General features: G+C 35.9%; 26 protein-coding genes. 25 read left to right on the top strand and 1 reads right to left on the bottom strand.

Going from position 1 to position 23,638, the window contains the following annotated elements; all coding sequences use genetic code 11:
* The 14 genes from G4D61_RS12200 to G4D61_RS12135 all read left to right on the top strand — a co-directional run.
* On the top strand, window positions 1-108 hold a 108-nt coding region (locus tag G4D61_RS12200; protein WP_163174055.1), incomplete at its 5' end, for an IS3 family transposase.
* Window positions 109-261: 153 nt separating this feature from the next.
* Window positions 262-1,446, top strand: coding sequence for a phosphopentomutase (gene deoB, locus G4D61_RS12195; protein ID WP_163174053.1), 1,185 nt, complete (start codon window positions 262-264; stop codon window positions 1,444-1,446).
* Between the two features lie 13 nt (window positions 1,447-1,459).
* Complete coding sequence (locus G4D61_RS12190; protein ID WP_025728989.1) at window positions 1,460-2,293, top strand: purine-nucleoside phosphorylase; 834 nt, start codon at window positions 1,460-1,462, stop codon at window positions 2,291-2,293.
* Window positions 2,290-3,594, top strand: a complete 1,305-nt coding sequence (locus tag G4D61_RS12185) for a pyrimidine-nucleoside phosphorylase (protein ID WP_025728991.1) — start codon at window positions 2,290-2,292, stop codon at window positions 3,592-3,594. Before G4D61_RS12190 ends, G4D61_RS12185 begins: the two co-directional genes overlap by 4 nt.
* A gap of 177 nt (window positions 3,595-3,771) precedes the next feature.
* Window positions 3,772-4,944: a D-alanyl-D-alanine carboxypeptidase family protein gene (locus G4D61_RS12180; protein WP_025728994.1), complete on the top strand. Its 1,173-nt coding sequence runs from the start codon at window positions 3,772-3,774 to the stop codon at window positions 4,942-4,944.
* 119 nt (window positions 4,945-5,063) lie between these two features.
* Entirely contained in the window at window positions 5,064-5,414 is a 351-nt protein-coding gene (gene spoIIAA / locus G4D61_RS12175) for an anti-sigma F factor antagonist (RefSeq protein ID WP_025728996.1), read from the top strand.
* Window positions 5,414-5,857 carry an anti-sigma F factor gene (spoIIAB, locus tag G4D61_RS12170; RefSeq protein WP_025728999.1) on the top strand — a complete coding sequence of 148 codons (444 nt, stop codon included), beginning with the start codon at window positions 5,414-5,416 and terminating at the stop codon, window positions 5,855-5,857. The genes spoIIAA and spoIIAB overlap by 1 nt, the downstream gene beginning before the upstream one ends.
* A gap of 12 nt (window positions 5,858-5,869) precedes the next feature.
* The gene (gene sigF, locus G4D61_RS12165) at window positions 5,870-6,628 is read left to right on the top strand and encodes an RNA polymerase sporulation sigma factor SigF (RefSeq protein WP_025729002.1); all 759 of its coding nucleotides are present in this window, start codon (window positions 5,870-5,872) and stop codon (window positions 6,626-6,628) included.
* A gap of 193 nt (window positions 6,629-6,821) precedes the next feature.
* A complete protein-coding gene (locus G4D61_RS12160) occupies window positions 6,822-7,442 on the top strand; it encodes a stage V sporulation protein AA (protein ID WP_025729004.1) in 621 nt (206 codons plus the stop codon).
* Entirely contained in the window at window positions 7,432-7,854 is a 423-nt protein-coding gene (locus G4D61_RS12155; RefSeq protein WP_025729006.1) for a stage V sporulation protein AB, read from the top strand. Before G4D61_RS12160 ends, G4D61_RS12155 begins: the two co-directional genes overlap by 11 nt.
* A 25-nt stretch (window positions 7,855-7,879) precedes the next feature.
* Complete coding sequence (gene spoVAEA, locus G4D61_RS12150; RefSeq protein ID WP_025729008.1) at window positions 7,880-8,488, top strand: stage V sporulation protein SpoVABEA; 609 nt, start codon at window positions 7,880-7,882, stop codon at window positions 8,486-8,488.
* Window positions 8,445-9,917, top strand: coding sequence for a spore germination protein (locus tag G4D61_RS12145; protein WP_025729009.1), 1,473 nt, complete (start codon window positions 8,445-8,447; stop codon window positions 9,915-9,917). Before spoVAEA ends, G4D61_RS12145 begins: the two co-directional genes overlap by 44 nt.
* 141 nt (window positions 9,918-10,058) lie before the next feature.
* Entirely contained in the window at window positions 10,059-11,384 is a 1,326-nt protein-coding gene (gene lysA / locus G4D61_RS12140; protein WP_025729011.1) for a diaminopimelate decarboxylase, read from the top strand.
* 188 nt (window positions 11,385-11,572) lie between these two features.
* Window positions 11,573-11,935 (top strand): GNAT family N-acetyltransferase, encoded by a 363-nt coding sequence (locus G4D61_RS12135; protein WP_025729013.1) that lies wholly within the window; start codon window positions 11,573-11,575, stop codon window positions 11,933-11,935.
* A 292-nt stretch (window positions 11,936-12,227) separates the two neighbouring features.
* Here G4D61_RS12135 and G4D61_RS12130 read toward each other — a convergent pair whose 3' ends face one another.
* Window positions 12,228-12,320, bottom strand: coding sequence for a YjcZ family sporulation protein (locus G4D61_RS12130; RefSeq protein ID WP_081750022.1), 93 nt, complete (start codon window positions 12,318-12,320; stop codon window positions 12,228-12,230).
* A 177-nt stretch (window positions 12,321-12,497) separates the two neighbouring features.
* Between G4D61_RS12130 and G4D61_RS12125 the strand changes: the two genes are divergently transcribed.
* From G4D61_RS12125 to G4D61_RS12075, 11 genes are all read left to right on the top strand, one after another.
* Window positions 12,498-13,259, top strand: coding sequence for a segregation/condensation protein A (locus G4D61_RS12125; RefSeq protein ID WP_035354075.1), 762 nt, complete (start codon window positions 12,498-12,500; stop codon window positions 13,257-13,259).
* Entirely contained in the window at window positions 13,246-13,839 is a 594-nt protein-coding gene (gene scpB, locus G4D61_RS12120; RefSeq protein WP_025729017.1) for an SMC-Scp complex subunit ScpB, read from the top strand. The genes G4D61_RS12125 and scpB overlap by 14 nt, the downstream gene beginning before the upstream one ends.
* 346 nt (window positions 13,840-14,185) lie before the next feature.
* Window positions 14,186-15,304, top strand: a complete 1,119-nt coding sequence (locus G4D61_RS12115) for a D-alanyl-D-alanine carboxypeptidase family protein (RefSeq protein ID WP_035354072.1) — start codon at window positions 14,186-14,188, stop codon at window positions 15,302-15,304.
* Window positions 15,297-15,887 carry a nucleoside recognition domain-containing protein gene (locus G4D61_RS12110; RefSeq protein WP_025729021.1) on the top strand — a complete coding sequence of 197 codons (591 nt, stop codon included), beginning with the start codon at window positions 15,297-15,299 and terminating at the stop codon, window positions 15,885-15,887. Before G4D61_RS12115 ends, G4D61_RS12110 begins: the two co-directional genes overlap by 8 nt.
* Window positions 15,888-15,893: 6 nt before the next feature.
* The gene (locus G4D61_RS12105) at window positions 15,894-16,424 is read left to right on the top strand and encodes a spore maturation protein (RefSeq protein WP_025729023.1); all 531 of its coding nucleotides are present in this window, start codon (window positions 15,894-15,896) and stop codon (window positions 16,422-16,424) included.
* Window positions 16,425-16,632: 208 nt separating this feature from the next.
* Window positions 16,633-17,370, top strand: coding sequence for a pseudouridine synthase (locus tag G4D61_RS12100; RefSeq protein ID WP_025729025.1), 738 nt, complete (start codon window positions 16,633-16,635; stop codon window positions 17,368-17,370).
* A gap of 144 nt (window positions 17,371-17,514) precedes the next feature.
* Entirely contained in the window at window positions 17,515-18,054 is a 540-nt protein-coding gene (resA, locus tag G4D61_RS12095) for a thiol-disulfide oxidoreductase ResA (RefSeq protein WP_163174051.1), read from the top strand.
* A 16-nt stretch (window positions 18,055-18,070) separates the two neighbouring features.
* Window positions 18,071-19,696 carry a cytochrome c biogenesis ResB family protein gene (locus G4D61_RS12090; RefSeq protein ID WP_163174049.1) on the top strand — a complete coding sequence of 542 codons (1,626 nt, stop codon included), beginning with the start codon at window positions 18,071-18,073 and terminating at the stop codon, window positions 19,694-19,696.
* Window positions 19,697-19,731: 35 nt separating this feature from the next.
* Window positions 19,732-20,925: a c-type cytochrome biogenesis protein CcsB gene (gene ccsB / locus G4D61_RS12085; protein ID WP_035354066.1), complete on the top strand. Its 1,194-nt coding sequence runs from the start codon at window positions 19,732-19,734 to the stop codon at window positions 20,923-20,925.
* 109 nt (window positions 20,926-21,034) lie between these two features.
* Entirely contained in the window at window positions 21,035-21,751 is a 717-nt protein-coding gene (locus tag G4D61_RS12080; RefSeq protein WP_025729033.1) for a response regulator transcription factor, read from the top strand.
* Complete coding sequence (locus tag G4D61_RS12075; RefSeq protein ID WP_025729035.1) at window positions 21,748-23,535, top strand: ATP-binding protein; 1,788 nt, start codon at window positions 21,748-21,750, stop codon at window positions 23,533-23,535. Before G4D61_RS12080 ends, G4D61_RS12075 begins: the two co-directional genes overlap by 4 nt.
* Window positions 23,536-23,638: the final 103 nt, after the last annotated feature.

Here is a 23,638-nt window from a genome sequence, read left to right as displayed (position 1 = left end):
AAAGTAGAATTACAAAAATATATTAATTACTATAATACGAAACGGATCAAGGCAAAATTAAAAATGAGTCCGGTACAATACCGAACTCATTTTACACACACTGCCTAATGAAATAACTGTGTCTAACTTTTAGGGGTCACTTCATTATCGCGGTTTTATTGTATTTTTTCTGGGCATTCTAGTAAAATAAGCTTGATATGAATGAGACAACATGTAAACGTTGTAAAACCCAACAGGGAACGCTGAAAAGGAGATGTTATGATGGAAAATCGTACATATAAAAGAATTCATTTAATTGTGTTGGATTCTGTTGGCATAGGGGAAGCACCCGACGCTGAGAAATTTAACGATAAAGGTGCAGACACACTCGGACATATTGCTGAGAAAATGAATGGATTGAACATGCCGAATATGGGGAAATTAGGTCTTTCAAATATTCGTGAAATTAAAGGGATTACACCAGCAGAACATCCGTTAGCTTATTATACGAAAATGCAAGAAGCATCAAATGGAAAAGACACAATGACAGGACATTGGGAAATAATGGGTTTAAATATTAAAGAACCTTTTCAAACTTTCCCAAATGGCTTTCCAGAAGAGCTTATTCGACAATTAGAAGAAAAAACAGGACGAAAGGTAATTGGCAATAAACCTGCAAGTGGTACGGCTATCATTGAAGAATTGGGTAAGGAGCATATGGAAACGGGGGCAATCATTGTTTACACGTCTGCTGATCCTGTTTTGCAAATTGCAGCTCACGAAGAAGTTATTCCTTTAGAAGAGCTTTATAAAATATGTAAAATTGCTCGGGAATTAACATTAGCTGATGAATATAAAGTAGGACGTGTGATTGCTCGTCCATTTGTAGGCGAACCAGGTCATTTTACACGAACTTCTAATCGCCACGATTATGCATTGAAGCCTTTCGGTAGAACTGTAATGAATGAATTAAAAGATGGTGGCTATGATGTCATTGCCCTCGGAAAAATCGCTGATATTTATGATGGTGAAGGGATAACAGACGCAGTTCGCACTGTATCGAATATGGATGGAATGGATAAATTTATCAAAACAATGGATAAAGAGTTTACAGGCTTAAGCTTCTTAAATTTAGTTGATTTTGATGCATTATATGGACACCGGCGTGATCCTGAAGGCTATGGGAAAGCACTAGAAGAATTTGATGCCCGTTTGCCTGAAGTATTTGCAAAAATGACGGCAGAAGATTTACTTATTATTACGGCTGATCATGGAAATGATCCAGTTCATCACGGTACTGATCATACAAGAGAATTTGTGCCACTTATTGTTTATTCTAAACAATTTAAAAGGGGAAAAGAATTGCCTTTAAGAAAAACATTTGCTGATATTGGAGCAACTGTTGCTGATAATTTTAATGTGAAATTACCTGATTATGGAACAAGCTTTTTACGCGATCTAAAATAGGGGGGAATATTTCATGGATTATACTCAAGTAGAAAGAGCGGCGAGCTTCTTAAAAAATAAATATACAGGACAGCCGAAAATTGGTTTAATTCTAGGATCGGGTCTTGGTATTTTAGCAGATGAAATAAAAAATGCGGTAAATATACCATATAAAGAAATCCCAAATTTTCCAATTTCTACAGTTGCTGGTCATGCCGGCCAACTTGTATTTGGTTCGCTGAATGATCAAGAAGTTGTAGCTATGCAAGGGCGGTTTCACTATTATGAAGGATATCATTTTGATCAAGTAACATTCCCTGTACGTGTCATGAAAGAACTTGGCGTTGAGGTGCTAATCGTTACAAATGCAGCTGGAGGCGTAAATATAACATTCAATGCTGGAGATTTAATGATCATTTCTGATCATATTAATTTTATGGGAAGTAATCCATTAATGGGACCGAATGATGCAAATTTAGGGGTTCGTTTTCCAGATATGACGAACGCATATGATACAGAATTACAAGCGTTAGCAAGAAGCATCGCAGACCAACTAAATATAAACATACAGCAAGGAGTATATGTTGGGTTTACTGGGCCTTCTTATGAGACCCCAGCTGAAATTAGAATGGTACGCACGCTTGGAGGCGATGCAGTCGGCATGTCAACTGTTCCCGAAGTGATCGTAGCAAGACATGCTGGTTTGAAAGTACTAGGTATTTCATGTATTTCGAATATGGCTGCAGGTATTCTAGACACCCCATTAAATCATGAAGAAGTAATAGAAGTTACTAATCGAATTCGGGATGATTTTTGTACATATGTCAAAGAAATTGTTAAACAATTGGAAGTAGGTGTAAATCCATGAGAATGGTCGATCTCATTGAGAAAAAGCGTGATGGAAAAGCACTGACGACTGAGGAAATTCAATTTGTCATTGATGGCTATACGAAAGGAGCTATTCCTGATTATCAAATGAGTGCTTTTGCAATGGCTGTTTTTTTCCAAGATATGAATGAACAAGAACGTGCAGATTTAACGATGGCAATGGTGCAATCTGGAGATACAATTGATCTTTCGGCTATTGAAGGGATTAAAGTTGACAAACATTCAACAGGCGGTGTTGGTGATACGACAACTTTAGTGCTTGGACCTTTAGTTGCATCTTTAGGTGTTCCGGTTGCGAAAATGAGTGGCCGTGGTCTTGGGCATACGGGAGGAACCATTGATAAGTTAGAATCTATAAGCGGTTTCCATGTGGAAATTAGCAATGATGAATTTATTCAACTTGTAAATGAACATAAGCTCGCTGTGATTGGCCAAAGCGGTAATTTAACACCGGCTGACAAAAAATTATATGCACTTCGTGATGTAACGGGAACTGTAAACAGTATTCCTCTAATTGCAAGCTCGATTATGAGTAAAAAAATTGCGGCTGGTGCAGATGCGATTTGCTTAGATGTAAAAACAGGCGCCGGTGCTTTTATGAAAACGATTGAGGGATCACGTGAACTTGCTCAAGCAATGGTGAATATCGGAAACAGTGTTGGAAGAAAAACGATGGCTGTTATTAGTGATATGAGTCAACCGCTTGGATTTGCAGTTGGGAATGCATTAGAGGTTAGAGAAGCAATTGATACGTTGCGTGGCGTAGGACCAGAAGATTTAACAGAGCTTTGTTTAACGTTAGGTAGCCATATGGTTGTCTTAGCTGAAAAGGCGTCATCATTGGAGGAAGCACGTCAATTATTGCTTGAATCGATTAAAACAGGAAAAGCAATTGAAAAGTTTAAAACATTTTTACGGGCGCAAGGTGGAGATGATTCTATTGTTGATGATCCATCGAAATTACCACAAGCGCCATTTACGATAGAGCTACCCGCAAAAGAAGATGGCTATGTATCAGAAATCGTAGCTGATGAGATTGGAATTGCCGCTATGTTATTAGGAGCAGGGCGTGCTACAAAAGAATCAACCATCGATTTATCTGTCGGTATTGTCCTTCATAAAAAAATTGGTGATAAAGTGAAAAAAGGTGAATCACTGCTAACAATTCATGCGAATCAAGAAAATGTTGTAGAAGTAAAACAAAAACTTTATTCAAATATTAAAATTTCAAAAGAAAAAATTGAAGCACCTATCCTTATTCATGAAGAAATTACGTTATAAGGATTATTTGAAAAATCGTCTGAGAATGCTCTCAGGCGATTTTTTTATGAAGGAAAAGGTTGAATAAAAATACCCAAATTGGAAAAAATGGTTTTATGTAAAAAAATATAGGGCTAAATTTGTTTATTGCTGAACTGCAGCGTAAGAAGTAACCATTTTATCATTTGGAGGGACATCATGAAAAAAATAGTCAGTTTGTTCGTTTGCTTATTATTCTTTATTACGACAGTATCACAAACAAATACATTCGCAGCGGAGAAAAATACAAATACAGAGCTTGCGAGCAATGCAAAATCAGCAATTTTAATTGAGCAAGATACAGGCGCCGTTTTATATCAAAAAAATGCTCATAAAAGATTGCCACCTGCTTCAATGACAAAGATTATGACGATGTTATTGATAATGGAAGCGATTGATAAAGGGCAATTAAAAATGGATGAGAAAGTACGAGCAAGTGAGTATGCAGCATCAATGGGGGGTTCCCAAATTTTCCTTGAACCTGGAGAAGAAATGACAGTAAAAGAAATGTTAAAAGGAATTGCGATTGGTTCGGCAAATGACGCTGCAGTTGCAATGGCTGAGCGCATAGGAGGCAGTGAAGAAGCCTTTGTAGATAAGATGAATAAAAAGGCAAAAGAGCTGGGGCTAAAAGATACTAAATTTAAAAATGTTACTGGCTTACCTGTAAAAGGCCACTATAGCTCAGCATACGATATGGCCATTTTAGCTAAAGAATTACTAAAACATGAGGAAATTACAAAGTTTACAGGTACATATGAAAGCTATTTAAGGGAGGATTCGGATAAAAAATTCTGGCTTGTTAATACAAATAAACTTGTTCGTTACTATCCTGGAGTTGACGGTCTTAAAACAGGATTCACTAATGATGCAAAATTCTGTTTAACCGCTACAGCGAAAAAGAACGGAATGCGTGTAATTGCAGTTATTTTCGGAGCTCCTTCAACTAAAGAGCGGAATGCACAAGTAACAAAAATGCTTGACTATGCGTTTAGTCAATATGCGACCCATAATCTTTATAAGAAAGGGAAAGCTTTAGCAGAAGTTAAGATTAGCAAAGGAAATGTGAAGAATATTCATGCTGTAACTAGTGAACCTGTTTCTGTGCTTACGAAAAAAGGGGAACAGCTATCCGATGTTAAGAAATCGGTAAAATTAAAAGACCATTTAAAAGCACCAATTAAAAAAGGTGAGCCAATAGGAACTTTAACGATCCATAAAGACGGAAAACAATTGGTTAAAACGGAACTGGTTGCTGACCAAAATGTAAAGCCGGCCAGCTGGTGGCATTTATTTAAGCGTGCAATCGGATTATTTACGAAAGCACATTAACTATCGAATGTCGAAATACTAAAGCTTTTGCAGTTTTTTTTCTAGTTTTGTCATTCAGAAGGAGAATTGCATGTATAAGTCGAAAAGACTCACTATAACAGATAAGGAGGCTGTAAATAGTGGGTCTAGATATTGATTTAGAAGTGAAAAAAGATGTTCTATGTATACGGCTAAAAGGTGAATTAGATCATCATTCTGCAGATTTACTTCGCGAAGAAGTAACAAACTCAATAGATAAAAACGGGATTCAGCATCTTGTTTTAAATTTAGAACAACTTTCCTTTATGGATAGTTCGGGACTAGGAGTTATATTAGGCAGATATAAGCAAATTAAGCAAAAAAATGGTGAAATGATTGTTTGTGCGATTTCCCCAGCTGTGAAACGGTTATTTGAATTATCAGGTTTGTTTAAAATTATTCGTTTGGATGAATCTGAACAATTTGCACTTCATAGATTGGGGGTTGCCTAATGAAAAATAATATGCAATTACAATTTTCTGCTTTAAGTCAAAATGAGTCATTTGCGCGTGTAACAGTAGCAGCATTCATTTCACAGTTAGATCCGACATTGGATGAACTAACGGAAATTAAAACCGTTGTTTCCGAGGCGGTTACAAATGCGATTATTCACGGTTATGAAGAGGATCCGAATGGAATCGTATTTTTATCAGTATCGATAGAAGAGAATGGTACAGTCGAAATTATTGTTCGCGACGAAGGTGTTGGAATGCAAGACATCGATGAAGCAAGACAGCCATTATTTACAACGAAACCAGAATTAGAAAGATCTGGAATGGGATTTACAATTATGGAGAATTTTATGGACGATGTAGAAATACAGTCACAACCAGAGCTAGGCACCATTGTTCGTCTAAAAAAGCATTTAGCGATAAAAAAAGCCTTATGTAATTAAGGAGACGTGCCTATGGATGTAGAACTGAAGAAAAATAAAAAACAAACATATTTGAAAGACAATGAAGTAAAGGAACTGATTAAAAAAAGTCAAGAAGGCGATCAGCAGGCTCGTGATCAAATTGTAGAAAAAAATATGAGGCTTGTTTGGTCTGTTGTTCAGCGCTTTTTAAATCGTGGTTATGAGCCTGATGATTTGTTTCAAATTGGGTGCATTGGACTTTTAAAATCTGTGGATAAATTTGATCTTTCATATGATGTTAAATTTTCCACATACGCAGTTCCGATGATCATTGGCGAAATTCAACGGTTTATTCGCGATGATGGGACAGTAAAAGTAAGTCGATCATTAAAAGAAACTGGGAATCGGATTCGAAAAGCACGAGATGAGCTTTCAAAAAAATATGGAAGATCGCCGACTGTAAAGGAAATCGCAACCTATCTGGAAATTTCGCCTGAGGACGTTGTTCTTGCACAAGAAGCAAGTAGGTCCCCTTCATCCATTCATGAAACGGTTTATGAAAATGATGGAGATCCAATTACATTGTTGGACCAAATCTCTGATCAAAATGATCATAAATGGTTCGATAAAATTGCACTGCAAGAGGCAATTCGCGGATTGGATGAACGTGAAAGATTAATTGTTTATCTTCGTTATTATAAAGATCAAACACAATCAGAGGTAGCAGAACGTTTGGGAATTTCCCAAGTTCAAGTATCTCGTTTAGAAAAGAAAATATTGGAAGTAATGAAGGAGCGCATGGAGTTATAATGCGCTTTTTTTATGGGCTGAATAATGCACTTCTTTTTAAAATTCTTCTCATAATAGTTTGTATAGTTCCAACACAAAACGCACACTTTTATCCTCGAAATATTCTATTAATACGATCATGTTGTGATTGTGTATGAAAATCCCTCGATGTCACATAATACAATATATCTAACAATTGGCAGAGGTGAACAACATGGATGAGACAGTTTATTTGCGTTTAAGACATCGGGTAAGTTTAGCGCCTAATAGTTTAGTCAAGTTATCTCATATTGCCCAAATTATTGCGCCTGAGCCAATCATAAAAACTGTATCAGAACTTCCAATTTATAAGATTTCTGAACAAGATCATAATACTGTTGTAATTGATTTAATGAAAATTATTTCAGTATTAAAGTATCACTTGCAAACCATTAACATAGAAGCGATAGGACCTGTAGAAACAATTGTGGAAATAGCTTTAGAAAAGAAAAAGGTACATCCATTAATTTTTTCATTTATATGGATATTGCTTTTTATTGGTTCGGCACTCGCGATTATGAATTTTCATGAAGATGTCAGTATGCAGGAAGTACATCAAAAAATTTATTACATGTTAACAGGTCAAAATGATTATACTCCATTATTTTTGCAAATTCCTTATTCAATTGGTATAGGTCTTGGGATGATTGTCTTCTTTAATCACATATTTAAAAAACGATTTAATGAAGAACCGAGCCCGCTTGAAGTTGAGATATTTAATTATCAGCAAGATATTGATCAATATATTTCGATGTATGAGAACGGGGAGAACGTAAAACGTTTTGATCATCATTAAAGAAATGATAGTCATCCTCATTGGTCTAGGAAGCGGGCTTATGGTTGGCTGTGGATTCGTAGCCTTTTTAACTGTACTTGGAATTGTTCCGCGTTTAACGCAGTTATCAAAATCAGACCATCTTGTTCAATATTATGAATGGGCAATTGTGTTAGGTGTAGTATTAGGAACATGGACAGAACTTCGAAATATAGTTTTACATTTAGGAGGAATCATTTCAATTCCAATTGGCTTGTTTAGTGGAATTTTTGTTGGTATGCTAGCAGCTGCCTTAACTGAGGTTGTGAATGTCATTCCCATTTTTGCAAAACGGATAGGGATTGATGGTCAATTAATAAGTGCTTTAATGGCAATTGTTCTTGGTAAAGTAGTAGGTTCCTTATTCCAATGGATTTATTTTGTCAACCATTAACAATGATTTAGAAAGGAAATGAGAGATGGAAAAGCGGCGACAGGTAATACTTATCACTGATGGGGATGAATATGCCAAACGTGCAATTGAGGTGATTGCGAAAGAAATAGGTGGACGCTGTATTTCGCAATCATTTGGGAATCCTACTCAAATAAGCGGAAAGAAAATGGTGGAATTAATCAAACAAACGCCATACGATCCTGTCTTAGTCATGTTTGATGATAGCGGATTTCTTGGACCAGGCAGTGGGGAGCAAGCGCTTTTATATGTAGCGCAACATCCTGATATTAAAGTGTTAGGCATTATTGCTGTCGCATCAAAAACACATCAAGCTGAATGGACAAAAGTAGATGTTTGCATTGATCAAAACGGAGAACTAACGCCATATGGTGTAGATAAGTTTGGTGTGCCGGAATTGGAATTGAAAAAGATAAATGGGGATACAGTATATAGTATTGATCAGCTAAATGTTCCAATTGTTGTCGGGATTGGCGATGTTGGAAAAATGTCAAAAAAAGATCACTTTACTATGGGGGCTCCGATTACGAAAAAAGCTGTAGAACTCATTTTAGAAAGGAGCGGTTTCAAATATGAATCAAAAGACACCGATTCCAAGTCAGTTAGACGATCTTGAAGAATTGTGGAAAAAACGCGTTGGCTTAGGAACAAGCTATGATGTTGGAGTAAGAAAATTAAAGATTTTAAGAAAAGATGTGCATTTGTACTATTTAAATGGATTAAATGATTCCATTAGTGTTTCGCGTGTTATCACTGAGTTAGTTAATTTAAATGATACTGAAAAACAAACAATAAAAGTGTTTGAATTAGTACAAAATCGAATTGTTAATCAACAGATGGAGCTCGTGAAAACTTTCGATGAGCTAGTCGATCAAGTATTATCAGGTTTGATCGGTATTGTTGTTGAAGGTCAACAGCAGGCCATTATTGTCGATGTTAGATCGTATCCAGGCAGAATGCCGATGGAGCCAGATACAGAGAAGGTAGTGCGGGGTTCTAGGGACGGCTATGTTGAAAATATTGTTATTAACACCGCTTTAACACGCAGACGTATCCGTGATGAACGTTTACGGATAGAGATGAAGAAAGCTGGAGAAAGATCAAAAACAGATATCGCAATTGCTTATATTGATGGCATTGCTGATCCTGATACCGTTAACTTAATAAAAAAAGAAATTGAAGAAATCGAAATAGATGGAGTAACAATGGCGGATAAAACAGTGGAGGAATTTATTTTTCACCAAGGATATAATCCTTTTCCACTTTCTCGTTATACAGAAAGACCCGATGTTGCCGCTACACATTTATTAGAAGGGCATGTATTAATTATTGTCGATACTTCGCCAAGTGTCATTATTGCACCAACGACAATCTTTCATCATATGCAGCATGCTGAAGAATACAGGGAAGCTTCCTCAGTAGGAACCTTTATCCGTTGGATAAGGTATATGGGGATATTTGTTTCTCTCTTTTTATTACCATTATGGTATATATATGTTGCAGAGCCATCTTTATTACCTGAAAAACTTGATTATATTGGACCTAACAAACATGCACATGTTCCTATCATTGTTCAACTTTTTATTGCTGATTTAGGAATTGAATGTATGAGGGTGGCGGCCATCCATACGCCAACACCACTCGCAACAGCAATGGGCATTATCGCTGCTGTCATGATTGGACAAATTGCGGTTGCAGTCGGTCTATTTGTTTCGGAAGTCATTCTTTACGTTGCGGCATCAGCCCTTGGTACTTTTGTAACTCCAAGCTATGAATTAAGTGTAGCCAATCGTATTATTAGACTCGTGTTATTATTTTTTGTTGCCTTTTTCGGTGTCAAAGGATTTGTACTTGGAACGACTGTATTTATCCTTTACTTAGTGTCTATTAAGGCTTTAAATGCTCCTTATTGCTGGCCGATTATTCCTTTTAACCCAAAAGCATGTTTACAAGTAATTTTCCGGCGGTCTGTACCAGGACAATTTATGCGCCCGAGCATTACTAACCCTATAGATCGTTTTCGGCAGCCACCAGATAATGCATAAAACATTGTCAAATATGTATTTTTATGATAAAGTTTATCTAATAAATTTTTATAAAATTGTATATTCAGACAGTTCATTAACGGGCTGTCTGTTCTTCTTTCATATGCAAATATAATGATTATCGGTGGAGTTGAGATTAACATGCATTTTTACGGAACATCAAGGGTAAATGGGCAGGGACATTTAGAAATTGGAGGCGTTGATACAGTTGACTTAGCGGCTAAATATGGGACGCCTCTTTACGTTTATGACGTTGCTTTAATACGGCAGCGAGCTAGAGCGTTTAAGGAAACATTCGAGCAATTAGGGGTTCATTTCCAAGTAGCCTATGCAAGCAAAGCATTCTCTACCATTGCGATGCTGCAATTGGCAAAAGAAGAAGGACTCTCGCTTGATGTCGTATCCGGTGGTGAATTATATACAGCATTAGCAGCGGAGTTTCCAGTTGATAAGATTCATTTTCACGGTAATAATAAGAGCAAAGAAGAACTAGAATTTGCGTTAGCTGCCAATATTGGTTGTATTGTGGTTGATAATTTTTATGAATTAGATATGTTGGAAAACTTGTGTAAAGAAAAAAATCAGGTGATGCAAATTTTACTGCGTGTTACACCGGGAATAGAAGCACATACGCATGATTATATTTTAACTGGTCAAGAAGATTCCAAATTTGGGTTTGATTTGCAAAATGGACAAGCTGAAGCTGCGCTAAAACGTGCGTTGCAATCTGAATATTTACATCTTTTAGGATTGCATTGTCATATTGGATCACAAATTTTTGAAACGACAGGCTTTATACTTGCAGCGCAAAAAATTGTTGAAAAACTTTCGAAATGGAATAAGGAACTTGAATTTTCCCCTAGTGTTCTAAATTTAGGAGGGGGATTTGGCGTTCGTTATACACATGAGGATGAACCGTTATCACCGGCTAAATATGTGGAGGAAATTGTAAAAGAAGTAAAGGTGCAAGCTGCAAAATATGAATTACCAATGCCGGAAATTTGGATTGAGCCTGGAAGATCTTTAGTAGGTGAGGCAGGGACAACTTTATATTCAATTGGTTCAAGCAAAGAAGTGCCAAATGTCAGAAAATACCTGGCTGTTAATGGTGGAATGAGTGATAATATACGTCCGGCATTATATGATGCTAAGTATGAGGCAGTATTGGCAAATCGTCCTTTAGCGGAAATTGAAGAAACGGTTTCAATTGCTGGGAAATGTTGTGAATCAGGGGATATGCTTATTTGGGATTTACCACTCCCTAAATCGAATGATCAAGATCTTTTAGCTGTCTTCTGTACTGGGGCTTATGGATATTCTATGGCAAATAATTATAACCGTATTCCTAGACCGCCCGTTGTTTTTGTTGAAAATGGAGAAGCGATTCTTGTTGTAAAACGTGAAACATATGAGGATTTGTTAAGAAATGATTTGCGTTTATCTGTTGGCATTGGACAAGAGAATTAAAAAATATGTTTTCAATAGGTATTTTATAGTTGAAAAGAATTTTTTTTGAGTAATTCCCTTGTGTTTATGAAAAGCATATGATAAAAATGAATTAGATATTAATACGTTTACTTTTACTTTAATAAGCATATACTAATAAGAAAAGCGTTTTTTTGGCTTAAATTGGAAATGACAACGAGGGATATATAATGTTAATTCGTTATAAAAAGGTTTTCGATAAGATTGCGATGGGGCTTTTATCATTTATGCCTGATGAAAAAGATTTAAAGAAACTTCAGCAGACAAAAAATCAATATGAGACAGAAGAAAACTGGCAACTTTTCTTATGGAAAGAAGACGAGGATATTATTGGCTTAATTGGAGTTGTCATTGAAGACGATGTCGTAAAAATACAGCATATATCTGTTAATCCTTCTTATCGCCGTCAAGGAATTGGAAAAAGTATGGTGAAAGCTCTTAAACAATTATATGATCAAAAGAAAGTCATTCCTAATGAATATATCGTAGATTTTTTTAATAAATGTGATGAGCAAGAAGACCAAAATTGCTAAAGGTCTTCTTTTTTCACGTAATAGCAGTATGTTGTACCTTTATGCCAATAGATGCCCATAGATGAATAACCATCTAGTTCTTAAGAATGGGTAATATACATTCTTCTAACGTTTACTTGTTTTGAAATAAATGTTACTATTGTCCTGTTTTTTCGCCCATCCATATGTAACGTTTCTTGTTTTTGCAAAAGGAGATGTGTGGATGATTGGATCGTCAAAATAGGTGTCAGCTGATACAGAGATGAAAGAAATAAATGAAACTCAAGGATACATTCCTTGAGTTTCATTATGTTTAATAGATATAGGCACTGCCAACAATTACTAATAATATAAAGAGTACGACAATTAATGCAAAGCCGCCTCCAAAACCAAAGCCGTCAGACATTAGATTACCTCCTTTAGTAGCCTATAAAGTATACTATGTCTGAATTTAACTAAGTGTATAGGCTTGTGCCCAACAGATAAAAATGAGCTAGTAAAATAAAAAAATTATTGTTGGAGGATGAGCGTTATTTTACTATACTAGTTAAGGAGCTCTGTAGCTTAGAAGGAACGGTGAAGTATGGAATACAAAGTTAAAATTGATGCATTTGAAGGTCCATTAGATTTACTGCTACACTTAATCAATCAATTAGAAATTGATATTTACGATATACCTATGGCTGAAATAACGGAACAATATTTAGTTTACATACACACGATGAAAGAATTAGAATTAGATGTAGCCAGTGAATATTTAGTCATGGCTGCAACTTTATTAGCGATTAAAAGTAAAATGTTGCTTCCAAAACAGGAAGTTGATGTTATCGAAGAGGATGAAAATTTTCCCGAAGAGGATCCTCGTGACGATCTTGTTGAAAAGCTACTTGAATACCGAAAATATAAAGAAGCAGCACAGGAATTAAAACAGCTTGAACAGAATAGGAGTCAAATATTTACAAAACCACCTAGTGATTTATCTGATTACGTGAAAGAAATAGATACTGATAAAATCAATTTAGATGTTTCAATTTATGACATGTTAGGTGCATTAAATAAATTACTGCGCAGGAAAAAACTACAAAAACCACTTTCAACAAAAATCACAAGGCAAGAGATTTCAATAGAAAAGCGAATGGATGAAATTCTAGAATTATTGCCTCAAACCTCCGAAAGGAAAAATTTCGAATCACTCTTTCCAATTCCTGATAAGGAACATATTGTTGTTACTTTTTTGGCGATATTAGAGCTGATGAAAAGACATGAGATCATTGTGGAGCAAGAACAGAATTTTGGTGAAATTTTTGTTGCAAGAAAAGGGGAGAATGAAAGTGGATCTTATTAATTGGAAAGGAATACTAGAGAGCCTATTGTTTGCCGCAGGCGATGAAGGTTTATCGATAAAGCAAATTACAACGGTGATGGAAATCGAAGAATTTGAGGCGATTGAAATTATTGAAAGTTTGAAAATGGATTATGAATCTAATTCAGATCGAGGCATTACAATCATTGAGCTTGCGGATACATACCAATTAGCAACTAAAAAGGAAAATGCTGTATATTTAAAGAAATTGGTAGAATCTCCGAATACAAATACATTGTCACAGGCTGCCCTTGAAACGCTTGCAATCATTTCTTACAAACAGCCCATTACTAGAATAGAAATTGAAGAAATTCGTGGTGTGAAAACTGAACGTCCGTTGCAAACTTTAATGGCTAAAGGGTTAATTCAGGAAGTGGGAAGGCAAGGCAGTAATGGCAGAGCAATCATATATGGAACGACAAAAGAATTTTTAGACCATTTTGGTTTAAAGGATTTAAAGGAGTTACCGCCATTTCCGGAGAAAATGGAGGATGATTTTTCTCAAGATGAGGCCGATTTATTCTTTGAGAAGTTTCAAGATCAATTTAATAACGAACAATAAATAAAAACAACTGACTTGTATGATTACAAGTCAGTTGTTTTTATTTTAGACTCTTTTAAAGGCTGTTGCTTATAAACAGAATGTTCACTTTAGCCACTCCTTAAGAAGGCGATTGTAGTGGAAGGATGCGAAGCTCCTACGGGATTAGTTGGAAAAGATAAGACTTCGTAGGCGTAAGGGTCAAGGAAGCTCAGCAACCGCTCGCAGAAAGTGAGCATCCTGGAGCGTGTTATAAGGAATATACCATTGAAAAGAATTTTTTGTAATCATATCCCGTCTTGTCCAGCATAAACTTGTACAAAGATGGATCGCTAAATTTAGTCGATTGAAAAAAGGAGTATGCTTCATGAAAAGAATTGTATCTATTATGCTTATCGGTTTTCTTCTCCTTATGATTTTTCCTGTTAAAAATGTGAAGGCAGATATGACAGTTCAGGCAAAAAGTGCAATCTTAATGGATCAAGATACAGGAAGAATTTTATACGAAAAAGATGCATATGAACCACGAAGCATCGCCTCAATAACAAAAATCATGACGGCAATTTTAGCTATTGAGTCAGGAAAAATGAATCAAAAAGTGACAGTAAGTGAACGAGCAATAAGGACAGAAGGATCGTCACTATATTTAAAACAAGGTGATAAATGGAAACTTAAAGATTTAGTTTATGGTTTGATGCTGCGCTCTGGCAACGATGCAGCGAATGTAATCGCTGAAAGTGTGGGCGGAAGTATTGAAGGGTTCGTTTTTCTTATGAATCAAAAAGCTAAAGAAATTGGAATGAAGAACACCCATTTTACGAATCCAAGTGGACTGGAAGATCCTAATGGAGAACATTATTCTACCGCTTATGATATGGCATTGCTCACACGTTATGCAATGCAAAATAAAACGTATCGAAAAATAGCCGGAACAAAATTTTATAAAGGATGGAAAAATAAAAATAGACTTTTAACTGAAAAGTATAAATATTGTACAGGCGGAAAAACAGGATTTACAAAAAAGGCGCATCGTACTTTAGTATCAACAGCAACGAAAAATGGAGAACATTACATAGCTGTTACTCTAAATGATTCTGATGATTGGAATGATCACATTGCTATGTATCAATATGGTTTTAAACATTACGATACGAAGATTATTGTTGGAAAAGGTGCTATTCAAGCCATAACAAACAAATATTTAAAAAACCATGTGTATGTAAAGCATGATATTACTTATCCATTGGCAAAAAATGAAGTAGACTCAGTAAATGTTGACTATCAATTGGTGAAGCCTAAAAAAGATTGGAAAGATCCAAAAAAGATTCCTCAAATCGTCGGTAAGGCTGTTGTTTATATGGATCATAAAGTGATTAAAACAACACCGATTTATTATCAGAAAAAAGTAATGGAGCATAAAGAATCATGGAAGGCACTATTTAAAGAAGCATTATTATTAGACTTAGGTGTGAAAAAAGATGGTTAATTATATTTGGATAGGTATGACAATTGTTGGTTTTATATTTGCAGCAATAAATGGAAGAATGAAAGAAGTGAATGAAGCGATATTTCATTCTGCAAATGAAGCTGTAACGATTAGTATCGGGTTAATAAGTGTTCTTGTTTTTTGGCTTGGAATGATGAAAATCGCTGAAGTTTCGGGTCTGCTTGCGAAATTAGCACAACTATTCAAACCGATTATGAAAAAGATCTTTCCAGAAGTACCTGAAAACCATCCTGCAATGGGCTATATTTTATCAAATATGATTGCCAATATGTTTGGGCTCGGCAATGCTGCAACTCCGCTCGGCATTAAAGCGATGGAGCAATTAAAAGCGTTAAATGGCGGAAAACAAGAAGCAAGTCGCTCAATGATCACCTTTCTTGCTTTAAATACATCCGGTCTTACATTGATACCTACGACGGTTATCGCCATTCGAATGAACTATAACTCTCATGCTCCGACAGAAATTGTAGCTCCAACTTTAATTGCAACCTTTGTGACGACAATTGCAGCGTTATGTATTGATCGTTTCTTTTACTATCGAAGAAAACGACGCAGGAGGTGATGAAGGTTGCAATGGATTTCAATGATATCGATTTGGATGATTCCCATCATTATTGCATTTATTTTATTATATAGTATTTGGAAAAAGATCCCTGCTTATGAAGTTTTTGTTGAAGGCGGGAAAGAAGGAATCAAAATCGCAATTTCTATTATTCCATTTTTGCTTGGAATGCTTGTTGCCATTACGGTTTTTCGAGCATCTGGTGCGCTTGATTATTTTGTAGGCTTTTTAAAACCTTTATTAAAAATATTCGGCATACCATCGGAAGTAGTCCCCCTTGCCATTATTAGACCGATCTCTGGTAATGCAGCTTTAGGGCTACTAAGTGATTTAATTGCAACCCATGGTCCTGATTCATTAATAGGAAGAATGGCCTCTGTCATTCAAGGCAGCACGGACACGACTCTTTATGTCCTCACCGTTTATTTCGGGGCAGTTGGTATCAAAAAAATGGGAGATGCCTTAAAGGTTGGGCTGTTAGCAGATTTAGTGGGGATTTTGACTGCAATATGCATTGTTGTTTGGATGTTTGGCTGATTTCGGAGATCTTAACGATTGATCCTTTTTTCGTTTTAAAGAACGACGAAAAAGATGAAAAGAAAAGTGTGGGCAACACGCTTGATGCTGCAAAGAAACCTGTTATCTTCTAACTTCAAGATAAAAGGTTTCTTTGCTTTTTTTTTACTATATGTAATAATGAATGTTTAGAGGATTGAATATAAGATGAATTAATGAGGTGTATCGAATGGAACGTTTACAAAAAGTAATTGCACATGCAGGAATAACTTCACGAAGAAAAGCTGAAGAATTAATTATAGAAGGCAAAGTGAAAGTGAATGGTCAAGTTGTCACTCAAGTGGGCACAAAAGTATCCCCCTCAGATAAAATTGAAGTTGAAGGTGTACCGCTAGAAAGAGAAGAGAAAGTTTATTATTTATTTTACAAACCTAGAGGTGTCATTTCTGCGGTATCTGATGATAAAGGTCGAACAGTTATTACCGATTATTTTCAAGATATTAAAGAACGCGTATATCCTGTCGGCAGACTTGATTATGACACGTCCGGCCTGTTAGTGGTGACGAACGATGGAGACTTTGCAAATTTGTTAATGCATCCACGTTATGAGATTGATAAAACTTATATTGCGAAAATTGAAGGGATTCCAACAAAGTTAGAACTTCGTAAGCTTGAAAAAGGGATTAAGTTAGAGGATGGTATGACGGCACCTGCAAAAGCAAAACTAATTTCGCTTGATAAAAGAAAACAAAAATCAATTGTTGAACTTACAATACATGAGGGAAGAAATCGTCAAGTTCGTCGCATGTTCGAAGCAATCGGATTTCCAGTCCAAAAATTGCGGAGGGAAGCTTTTGGAATGCTCACATTAAAGGGGTTAAATGCAGGGGAAAAAAGAGAACTTACTCCACATGAGGTAAAACAACTTCGAATTTTAGCTGAGAATGGCCGAAAACAATTTCAATAATGATGTGCGATTTGATTTAGTTGATCGTTTGGCCTATTTTCTTTTGCTGTTCTGCTTACAAAAAAATGGGCCATCTAATCAAATTTATTAACTATTGCATGAGTAAAAAAGATAAATATTTGAAAAGAGTTAAAGGGTGAGAAGATGTCGCAAATAAAGAAACGGCGATTCATTATGCGAGCGAGCATCCTCCTTGTCTTGATTGTATTAGTGGCATACTCTTTATATGCTAATATTACAAAACATCAAGACGGAAATTTGGCTGTCGGCGATAAAGCACCGAATTTCGTTTTGACTGATATGAACGGAAAGAAACAGCAGTTATCAGATTATAAAGGGAAAGGTGTATTACTTAACTTTTGGGGCACTTGGTGTCAACCTTGTAAACAAGAAATGCCTGCTATGAATGAACTGTATAAAGAATATCAAAACAGAGGAGTGCAGATTTTAGCAGTTCATGTAGTGAATACAACATTTCTTGTGCGCCAGTTTATTCAACAATATCATTTATCCTTTCCCGTATTAATCGACAGAAATAAAGACGTTCAACATGCATATAATATTGCCCCCTTACCAACAACGATATTAATTGGTCCGGATGGACGTATCAAAAACATTGTCGTTGGGAATCAACATTTAACTAAAAACGACTTTATACAGATGATGGATGTCATTAAACCATAAGCTAGGGAGTTTGGATATGAATGCGATCAAATGTGAATGCGGCCATGTTAATCCGATAGGAACCATTCTTTGTGAAGCATGTGGCAGTCCATTGACAGAAGAAGCTAAAAAACAGCAGCTGTATGATATGAGATATGAAGGCAGTGGACTCAGATCAAAAACGTATCATAAAACGATTGTTGATGAAGTTTGGAATTTCTTTTCATCTGTTAAAATAGGAGTCATCTTCATCGTTCTTACACTTATCGCTACCGCAGTAGGCACGATTTTTCCGCAGCAAAACTATATCCCATCTAATATAGATCCTGCTAGCTATTACAAACAAGAATACGGGATATTTGGAGAATTATGGTACAAATTAGGATTTCAAAATCTTTACGGTTCTTGGTGGTATCTACTGCTGATTGCGATGATCGGAGTTTCTCTTGTAATATGTAGTTTAGATCGTTTTATACCGTTGCGAAGGGCTTTGCAGCATCAAAAAGTTTCCAAGCATGCGGGCTTTTTTAAGAAGCAGAGACTTTATGCTGAAAAAGAAGGTCTATTAGACGATCACACCTATTTCATCATTATAGAAAAACTAAAAGCAAAACATTACCATATTCGTGAAGAAGATGGGAATTTGCTTGCAGAAAAAAACCGTTTTTCACGTTGGGGTCCATATGTGAATCATATTGGCCTTATTATATTTTTAATTGGTTGTATGCTTCGTTCTGTTCCGGGAATGTATGTGGACGAGCTTGTCTGGATTCGAGAAGGCGAGAAAAAAGTGTTGCCTGGAACACAAAACAAATATGTACTGCAAAATCGCCATTTTACTGTCCAAGTATACAGTAAGAAACATGATAATCATAATTATAGCGCTGCCATCACCAAAGCGGGGAAAGTGGCAAAAAATTTTCAAACAGATGTAGTCTTATATAAGCAAAACAGCCAACATATGTTAGGTGAGAATGGACATTTGCAAAAAATAAAATCATTTTCTATCCAAGTCAATAAACCGCTAACATTTGACCACTATGCTATCTATCAGTCAGATTATAAGCTGCATGAACTTTATACGATGACATTCGCTTTAGAAAACAAACATACGCAAAGAAAACATGGCGCGATCACAATCAATTTATATAACCCAAAAGAAGTTTATTTATTAGAAAACGGCTATCAAGTAAATTTATTAGGTTACTATCCGTCTTTTACAGGCTTTGCGAAAAATGGTGAACCGCAAACGAATTCTTATATCCCAAATAATCCAGCATTTATATTTAGTTTAGTATCACCAATGCATCCAGAAGGGGAAAAAAGTTTTGTTTCGATCCAGAAAACGATAGAGCCTTCTGGAAACAATGATTTTAAACTAAAGTTTGTTCGGGCAACGACACGCAATGTATCGGCACTGACCGTTCGTAAAGATCTAACTTTATGGTTTTTAGCAGTGGGTGGAGCAATCTTTATGATTGGTGTTGTTCAAGGTGCATACTGGAATCATCGAAGAATCTGGTTGAAAAGAGAAAATTGCGGTATGGCAGCGGCTGCACATACGAATAAAAATTGGTTTGGTTTTCAAAGAGAGTTAAGAACTATATTTAGTGAAGTAAATATCGATTTTATAGACCAACATTGTAAGAAAATAAACTATTAAATTCTTTGCTACATTTAAGTAAGGAAGGGAAAACCTTGGTAGAATTAAGCGGACATTTATTATTTATTTCTTTTATATGTTATCTTATTGCCGTCGGCTTTTTTGGTGGTGCAATTAGGTCGCCATCAACTTCACATTTGCCATCAACTTATAATCGACCAGGAACTATTGCAATGTTCATTACGCTTTTCGGTTTTTTTGCACAGCTAGGATATTTTATAACAAGATGGATTGCCTCGGACCATGCGCCGTTAAGTAACTTATTTGAGTTTATGACTTTTTTTGGCATGATGTTAGTTGGGGCATTTATCCTTCTCTTTATGATTTATCGCACAGCTGTTTTAGGATTGTTTACTCTTCCGATCGCATTGCTAATTATTGCTTATGCAAATATGTTTCCGAAAGATATTAATCCACTTGTGCCATCATTAAGAAGTTATTGGTTGCAAATTCATGTAACAACTGCTGCAATAGGAGAAGCAATACTTTCTATAAGCTTTGCGGCAAGTTTAATTTATCTGATAAAAACGATTGATCAAACGAAACGAAACAAACAAACATGGTGGATGGAATTTGTTATGTTCTGCCTCATTTGTATTGTTGGCTTTATTGCATGCTCGACTGTTTTTGCGCTTACAGGCTATACATCAACATTTAAGTGGATTGATAAACACGGCATAGAGCAAAAAGGTGATCATGTACTTGTATATCATTTACCTCCAGTCATTGCTCCGCATCAAGGAGAGTTGGTAACTGCAGCGCCCTTTAAACCAGTCATTGCAGTTTCTCCATATATTAATGCCAATAAATTGAATACTGTAATATGTTCTATCATATCAGGTATGATTATTTATTGGTTCATTCGTCTCATTGCTAGGAAAAGAATTGGCGCGTTGTTAAAGCCGCTGACAAAGCATATTCATGCAGATTTAATTGATGAAATTAGTTACAGATCTGTCCTAATTGGGTTTCCTATTTTCACCCTTGGTGCCTTAATATTTGCAATGATTTGGGCACAAATTGCTTGGACGAAATATTGGAGCTGGGATCCGAAAGAAGATTGGGCGCTGATTACTTGGTTATTTTATGCTGTCTTTCTTCATCTGCGTTTATCTAGAGGATGGCAGGGAGAAAAATCTGCTTGGCTCGGAGTAATAGGTTTTGCTATTATAATGTTCAATTTAATGATCGTAAATTTAGTAATAGTCGGACTCCATTCATACGCATAGGGGAATTTGTCGAAAAACTGACACAAATAGGTATATGGTGTCCCATTACATTTTTACGTACTCTATTAGTATAATATAGACGAGGGATTGTTAGACAGGAGGAATTATGATGGATCAGCAAGTAAAGATATTAGTAGTTGATGATGAGGATCGTATTCGTCGCTTATTAAAAATGTATTTAGAAAGGGAAAACTATGTAATAGACGAAGCGGCTGATGGAGATACAGCTTTACAGAAAGCATTAACAAATGATTATCAATGCATTCTTTTAGATATTATGATGCCTGGCAAAGATGGTATTGAAGTATGTAAGGAGCTTCACGAGAAAAAGATGACTCCTGTCATTATGCTTACTGCTAAAGGCGAAGAAGCAGATCGAGTGGAAGGTCTTGAAGTAGGTGCAGATGATTATATTGTAAAACCTTTTAGTCCGAGAGAAGTTGTCTTGAGAGTAAAAGCATTATTAAGAAGGTCCACACAGGCAAGTGCTGTTCAATCGAATACAGCGCCGAAAGATATTATTGTGTATCCACATATTACGATTGATAATGATGCCCATCGCGTAACTGCGGATGGCATTGAGGTTGGCTTAACTCCTAAAGAATATGAGTTACTATATTTTTTAGCTAAGTCTCCTGATAAAGTATTTGACCGTGAACATTTACTGAAAAAAGTTTGGCACTATGAATTTTTTGGAGACTTGCGAACAGTTGATACACATGTTAAACGGCTCAGAGAAAAATTAAATAAAGTTTCTGAAGATGCAGCGAAAATGATCGTGACAGTCTGGGGAATTGGCTATAAATTTGAGGTTACAGTTGAATGAGATTATGGAGAACAGTCGTCGGAAAACTATGGATGACGATTATATTGCTCGTAGTTGTCGTATTGACAATTCTTACGTTTTTACTGCAACAGTTTTTTGAGACATACCATGTAGACCAGATCGAACAAGACTTGTCACATACAGCAGAAAAAATATCAACAATTGTGAAAGAGCATCCATCTAATAATATAGGAAAAGAGATTGCTCTTACTTTGTTAGATGAACATGCAAAAGTCATCATTGCTTATGAAAATAAACAAATTTTTTATCTATCAGATAAACAAAGTCATGAAGGAATTTCATACCGTACCATTTTAGATGATAAAGATTTAGAAAAAGTGTTTACGAGTAAAAAGGCGATTAAGAAAGAATTAATTCCTCGAAAGACGTTGTCACAAAGCAGGTATCAGCATGTTATTGTGACGGCTGTACCAGTGAAGATGGGGAATGGAAAAATGGGTGCCGTTTTTGTTTATCAATCTTTAGAAGTTTTGAAAGAAATGACACAGCAAACGACCAAATTAATACTGCTAGCTGCGGGAATTGCGATTATTTTAACAACAGGTTTTGCATTTTTCTTATCAACAAGAATTGCCGGTCCGCTCCATAAAATGAGAGAAGCTGCATTTGAGGTAGCAAATGGCCATTTCGATAAAAAAGTGCCGATTTTAACAAGAGATGAAATTGGGGAATTGGCTATGGCCTTTAATACGATGGGGAGACAGCTCACTTTTAATATGAATGCACTGAAACAAGAAAAAGAGCAGCTGCGAAGTATTTTAAGCAGTATGGCAGATGGAGTAGTCACCTTTAATCGTGATGGCACAATTCTTATTACCAATCCGCCTGCAGAGCAATTTTTACAGCAATGGTATCATGGGCAAGGAAAACATGAAAATCTATCCATTCCAACAGATTTATCAGATCTTTTGCAAAAAGTAATAGATACAGAAAAGGAACAAAATGATCAATTTGAAATTAATGGTCGTTACTATGTTATGATCGGAAGTCCATTATATGATCAATCTACTGTTAGAGGGGTTGTCATAGTCATCCGGGATATGACAGAGGAACGAAAATTAAATAAATTAAGAGATGATTTTATTGCCAATGTTTCGCATGAATTACGTACACCAATTGCGATGCTTCAAGGATACAGTGAAGCCATTATTGACGATATTGCTGCTACAGAGGCAGAAAAGCAGGAATTTGCAAAAATTATTTATGATGAAACATTGCGCATTGGAAGGCTTGTAAATGAATTATTAGATTTAGCAAGAATGGAAGCTGGTCACTTTTCTTTTCATATGGATATTGTACAAATCAATCAGTTTATTGTAAGAGTGACAAATAAATTTAACGGCATTGCAAAGGATAAGGGCATTCAGTTATCATGTTTTACGACAGAAAGATCGCTTGCAATTGAAATGGACGTTGACCGAATTGAGCAAGTATTAACGAACTTGATCGATAATGCGATTCGGCATACGTCTCCGAATGGCTTTGTCAAAGTCATTGAAGAAGAGAGAGAAGATGGTGTTGCGATTCATGTTCAGGATAATGGATCAGGGATACCTCCTGAAGATTTACCTTTTGTATTTGAACGTTTTTATAAAGCAGATAAGGCAAGAACAAGAGGAAAATCAGGTACAGGTTTAGGGCTGGCAATTGCTAAAAATATTGTCAAAGCGCATAAAGGAAAAATAACAGTCAAAAGCGAAATAGGACAAGGGACGACATTTTCATTCTTTTTACCAAAAAAACAACATTTCGATGAAGAATAGTGGCGAGAAATCTTGTTTCATGAGAAACAGGGGGCAATGTTAATTTGCGTTAACATTGCCCCCTTTTTGATACTAAGTATTTTTTGTAAAACATTGAATGATA

Origin of the sequence: Heyndrickxia ginsengihumi, from assembly GCF_011008565.1 — a bacterium.
GTDB classification, from domain to species: Bacteria; Bacillota; Bacilli; order Bacillales; family Bacillaceae_C; genus Weizmannia; species Weizmannia ginsengihumi.
The sequence above is the reverse complement of the archived record's forward strand: the minus strand, read 5'-3'. Positions and strand labels throughout refer to the sequence as shown.

Coding starts and splice junctions, on each gene's coding strand:
- deoB (WP_163174053.1), top strand. CDS start 262: ATGGAAAATCGTACATATAAAAGAATTCATTTAATTGTGTTGGATTCT.
- G4D61_RS12190 (WP_025728989.1), top strand. CDS start 1,460: ATGGATTATACTCAAGTAGAAAGAGCGGCGAGCTTCTTAAAAAATAAA.
- G4D61_RS12185 (WP_025728991.1), top strand. CDS start 2,290: ATGAGAATGGTCGATCTCATTGAGAAAAAGCGTGATGGAAAAGCACTG.
- G4D61_RS12180 (WP_025728994.1), top strand. CDS start 3,772: ATGAAAAAAATAGTCAGTTTGTTCGTTTGCTTATTATTCTTTATTACG.
- spoIIAB (WP_025728999.1), top strand. CDS start 5,414: ATGAAAAATAATATGCAATTACAATTTTCTGCTTTAAGTCAAAATGAG.
- sigF (WP_025729002.1), top strand. CDS start 5,870: ATGGATGTAGAACTGAAGAAAAATAAAAAACAAACATATTTGAAAGAC.
- G4D61_RS12160 (WP_025729004.1), top strand. CDS start 6,822: ATGGATGAGACAGTTTATTTGCGTTTAAGACATCGGGTAAGTTTAGCG.
- spoVAEA (WP_025729008.1), top strand. CDS start 7,880: ATGGAAAAGCGGCGACAGGTAATACTTATCACTGATGGGGATGAATAT.
- G4D61_RS12145 (WP_025729009.1), top strand. CDS start 8,445: ATGAATCAAAAGACACCGATTCCAAGTCAGTTAGACGATCTTGAAGAA.
- lysA (WP_025729011.1), top strand. CDS start 10,059: ATGCATTTTTACGGAACATCAAGGGTAAATGGGCAGGGACATTTAGAA.
- G4D61_RS12135 (WP_025729013.1), top strand. CDS start 11,573: ATGTTAATTCGTTATAAAAAGGTTTTCGATAAGATTGCGATGGGGCTT.
- G4D61_RS12130 (WP_081750022.1), bottom strand. CDS start 12,320: ATGTCTGACGGCTTTGGTTTTGGAGGCGGCTTTGCATTAATTGTCGTA.
- G4D61_RS12125 (WP_035354075.1), top strand. CDS start 12,498: ATGGAATACAAAGTTAAAATTGATGCATTTGAAGGTCCATTAGATTTA.
- G4D61_RS12115 (WP_035354072.1), top strand. CDS start 14,186: ATGAAAAGAATTGTATCTATTATGCTTATCGGTTTTCTTCTCCTTATG.
- G4D61_RS12110 (WP_025729021.1), top strand. CDS start 15,297: ATGGTTAATTATATTTGGATAGGTATGACAATTGTTGGTTTTATATTT.
- G4D61_RS12100 (WP_025729025.1), top strand. CDS start 16,633: ATGGAACGTTTACAAAAAGTAATTGCACATGCAGGAATAACTTCACGA.
- resA (WP_163174051.1), top strand. CDS start 17,515: ATGTCGCAAATAAAGAAACGGCGATTCATTATGCGAGCGAGCATCCTC.
- G4D61_RS12090 (WP_163174049.1), top strand. CDS start 18,071: ATGAATGCGATCAAATGTGAATGCGGCCATGTTAATCCGATAGGAACC.
- G4D61_RS12080 (WP_025729033.1), top strand. CDS start 21,035: ATGGATCAGCAAGTAAAGATATTAGTAGTTGATGATGAGGATCGTATT.
- G4D61_RS12075 (WP_025729035.1), top strand. CDS start 21,748: ATGAGATTATGGAGAACAGTCGTCGGAAAACTATGGATGACGATTATA.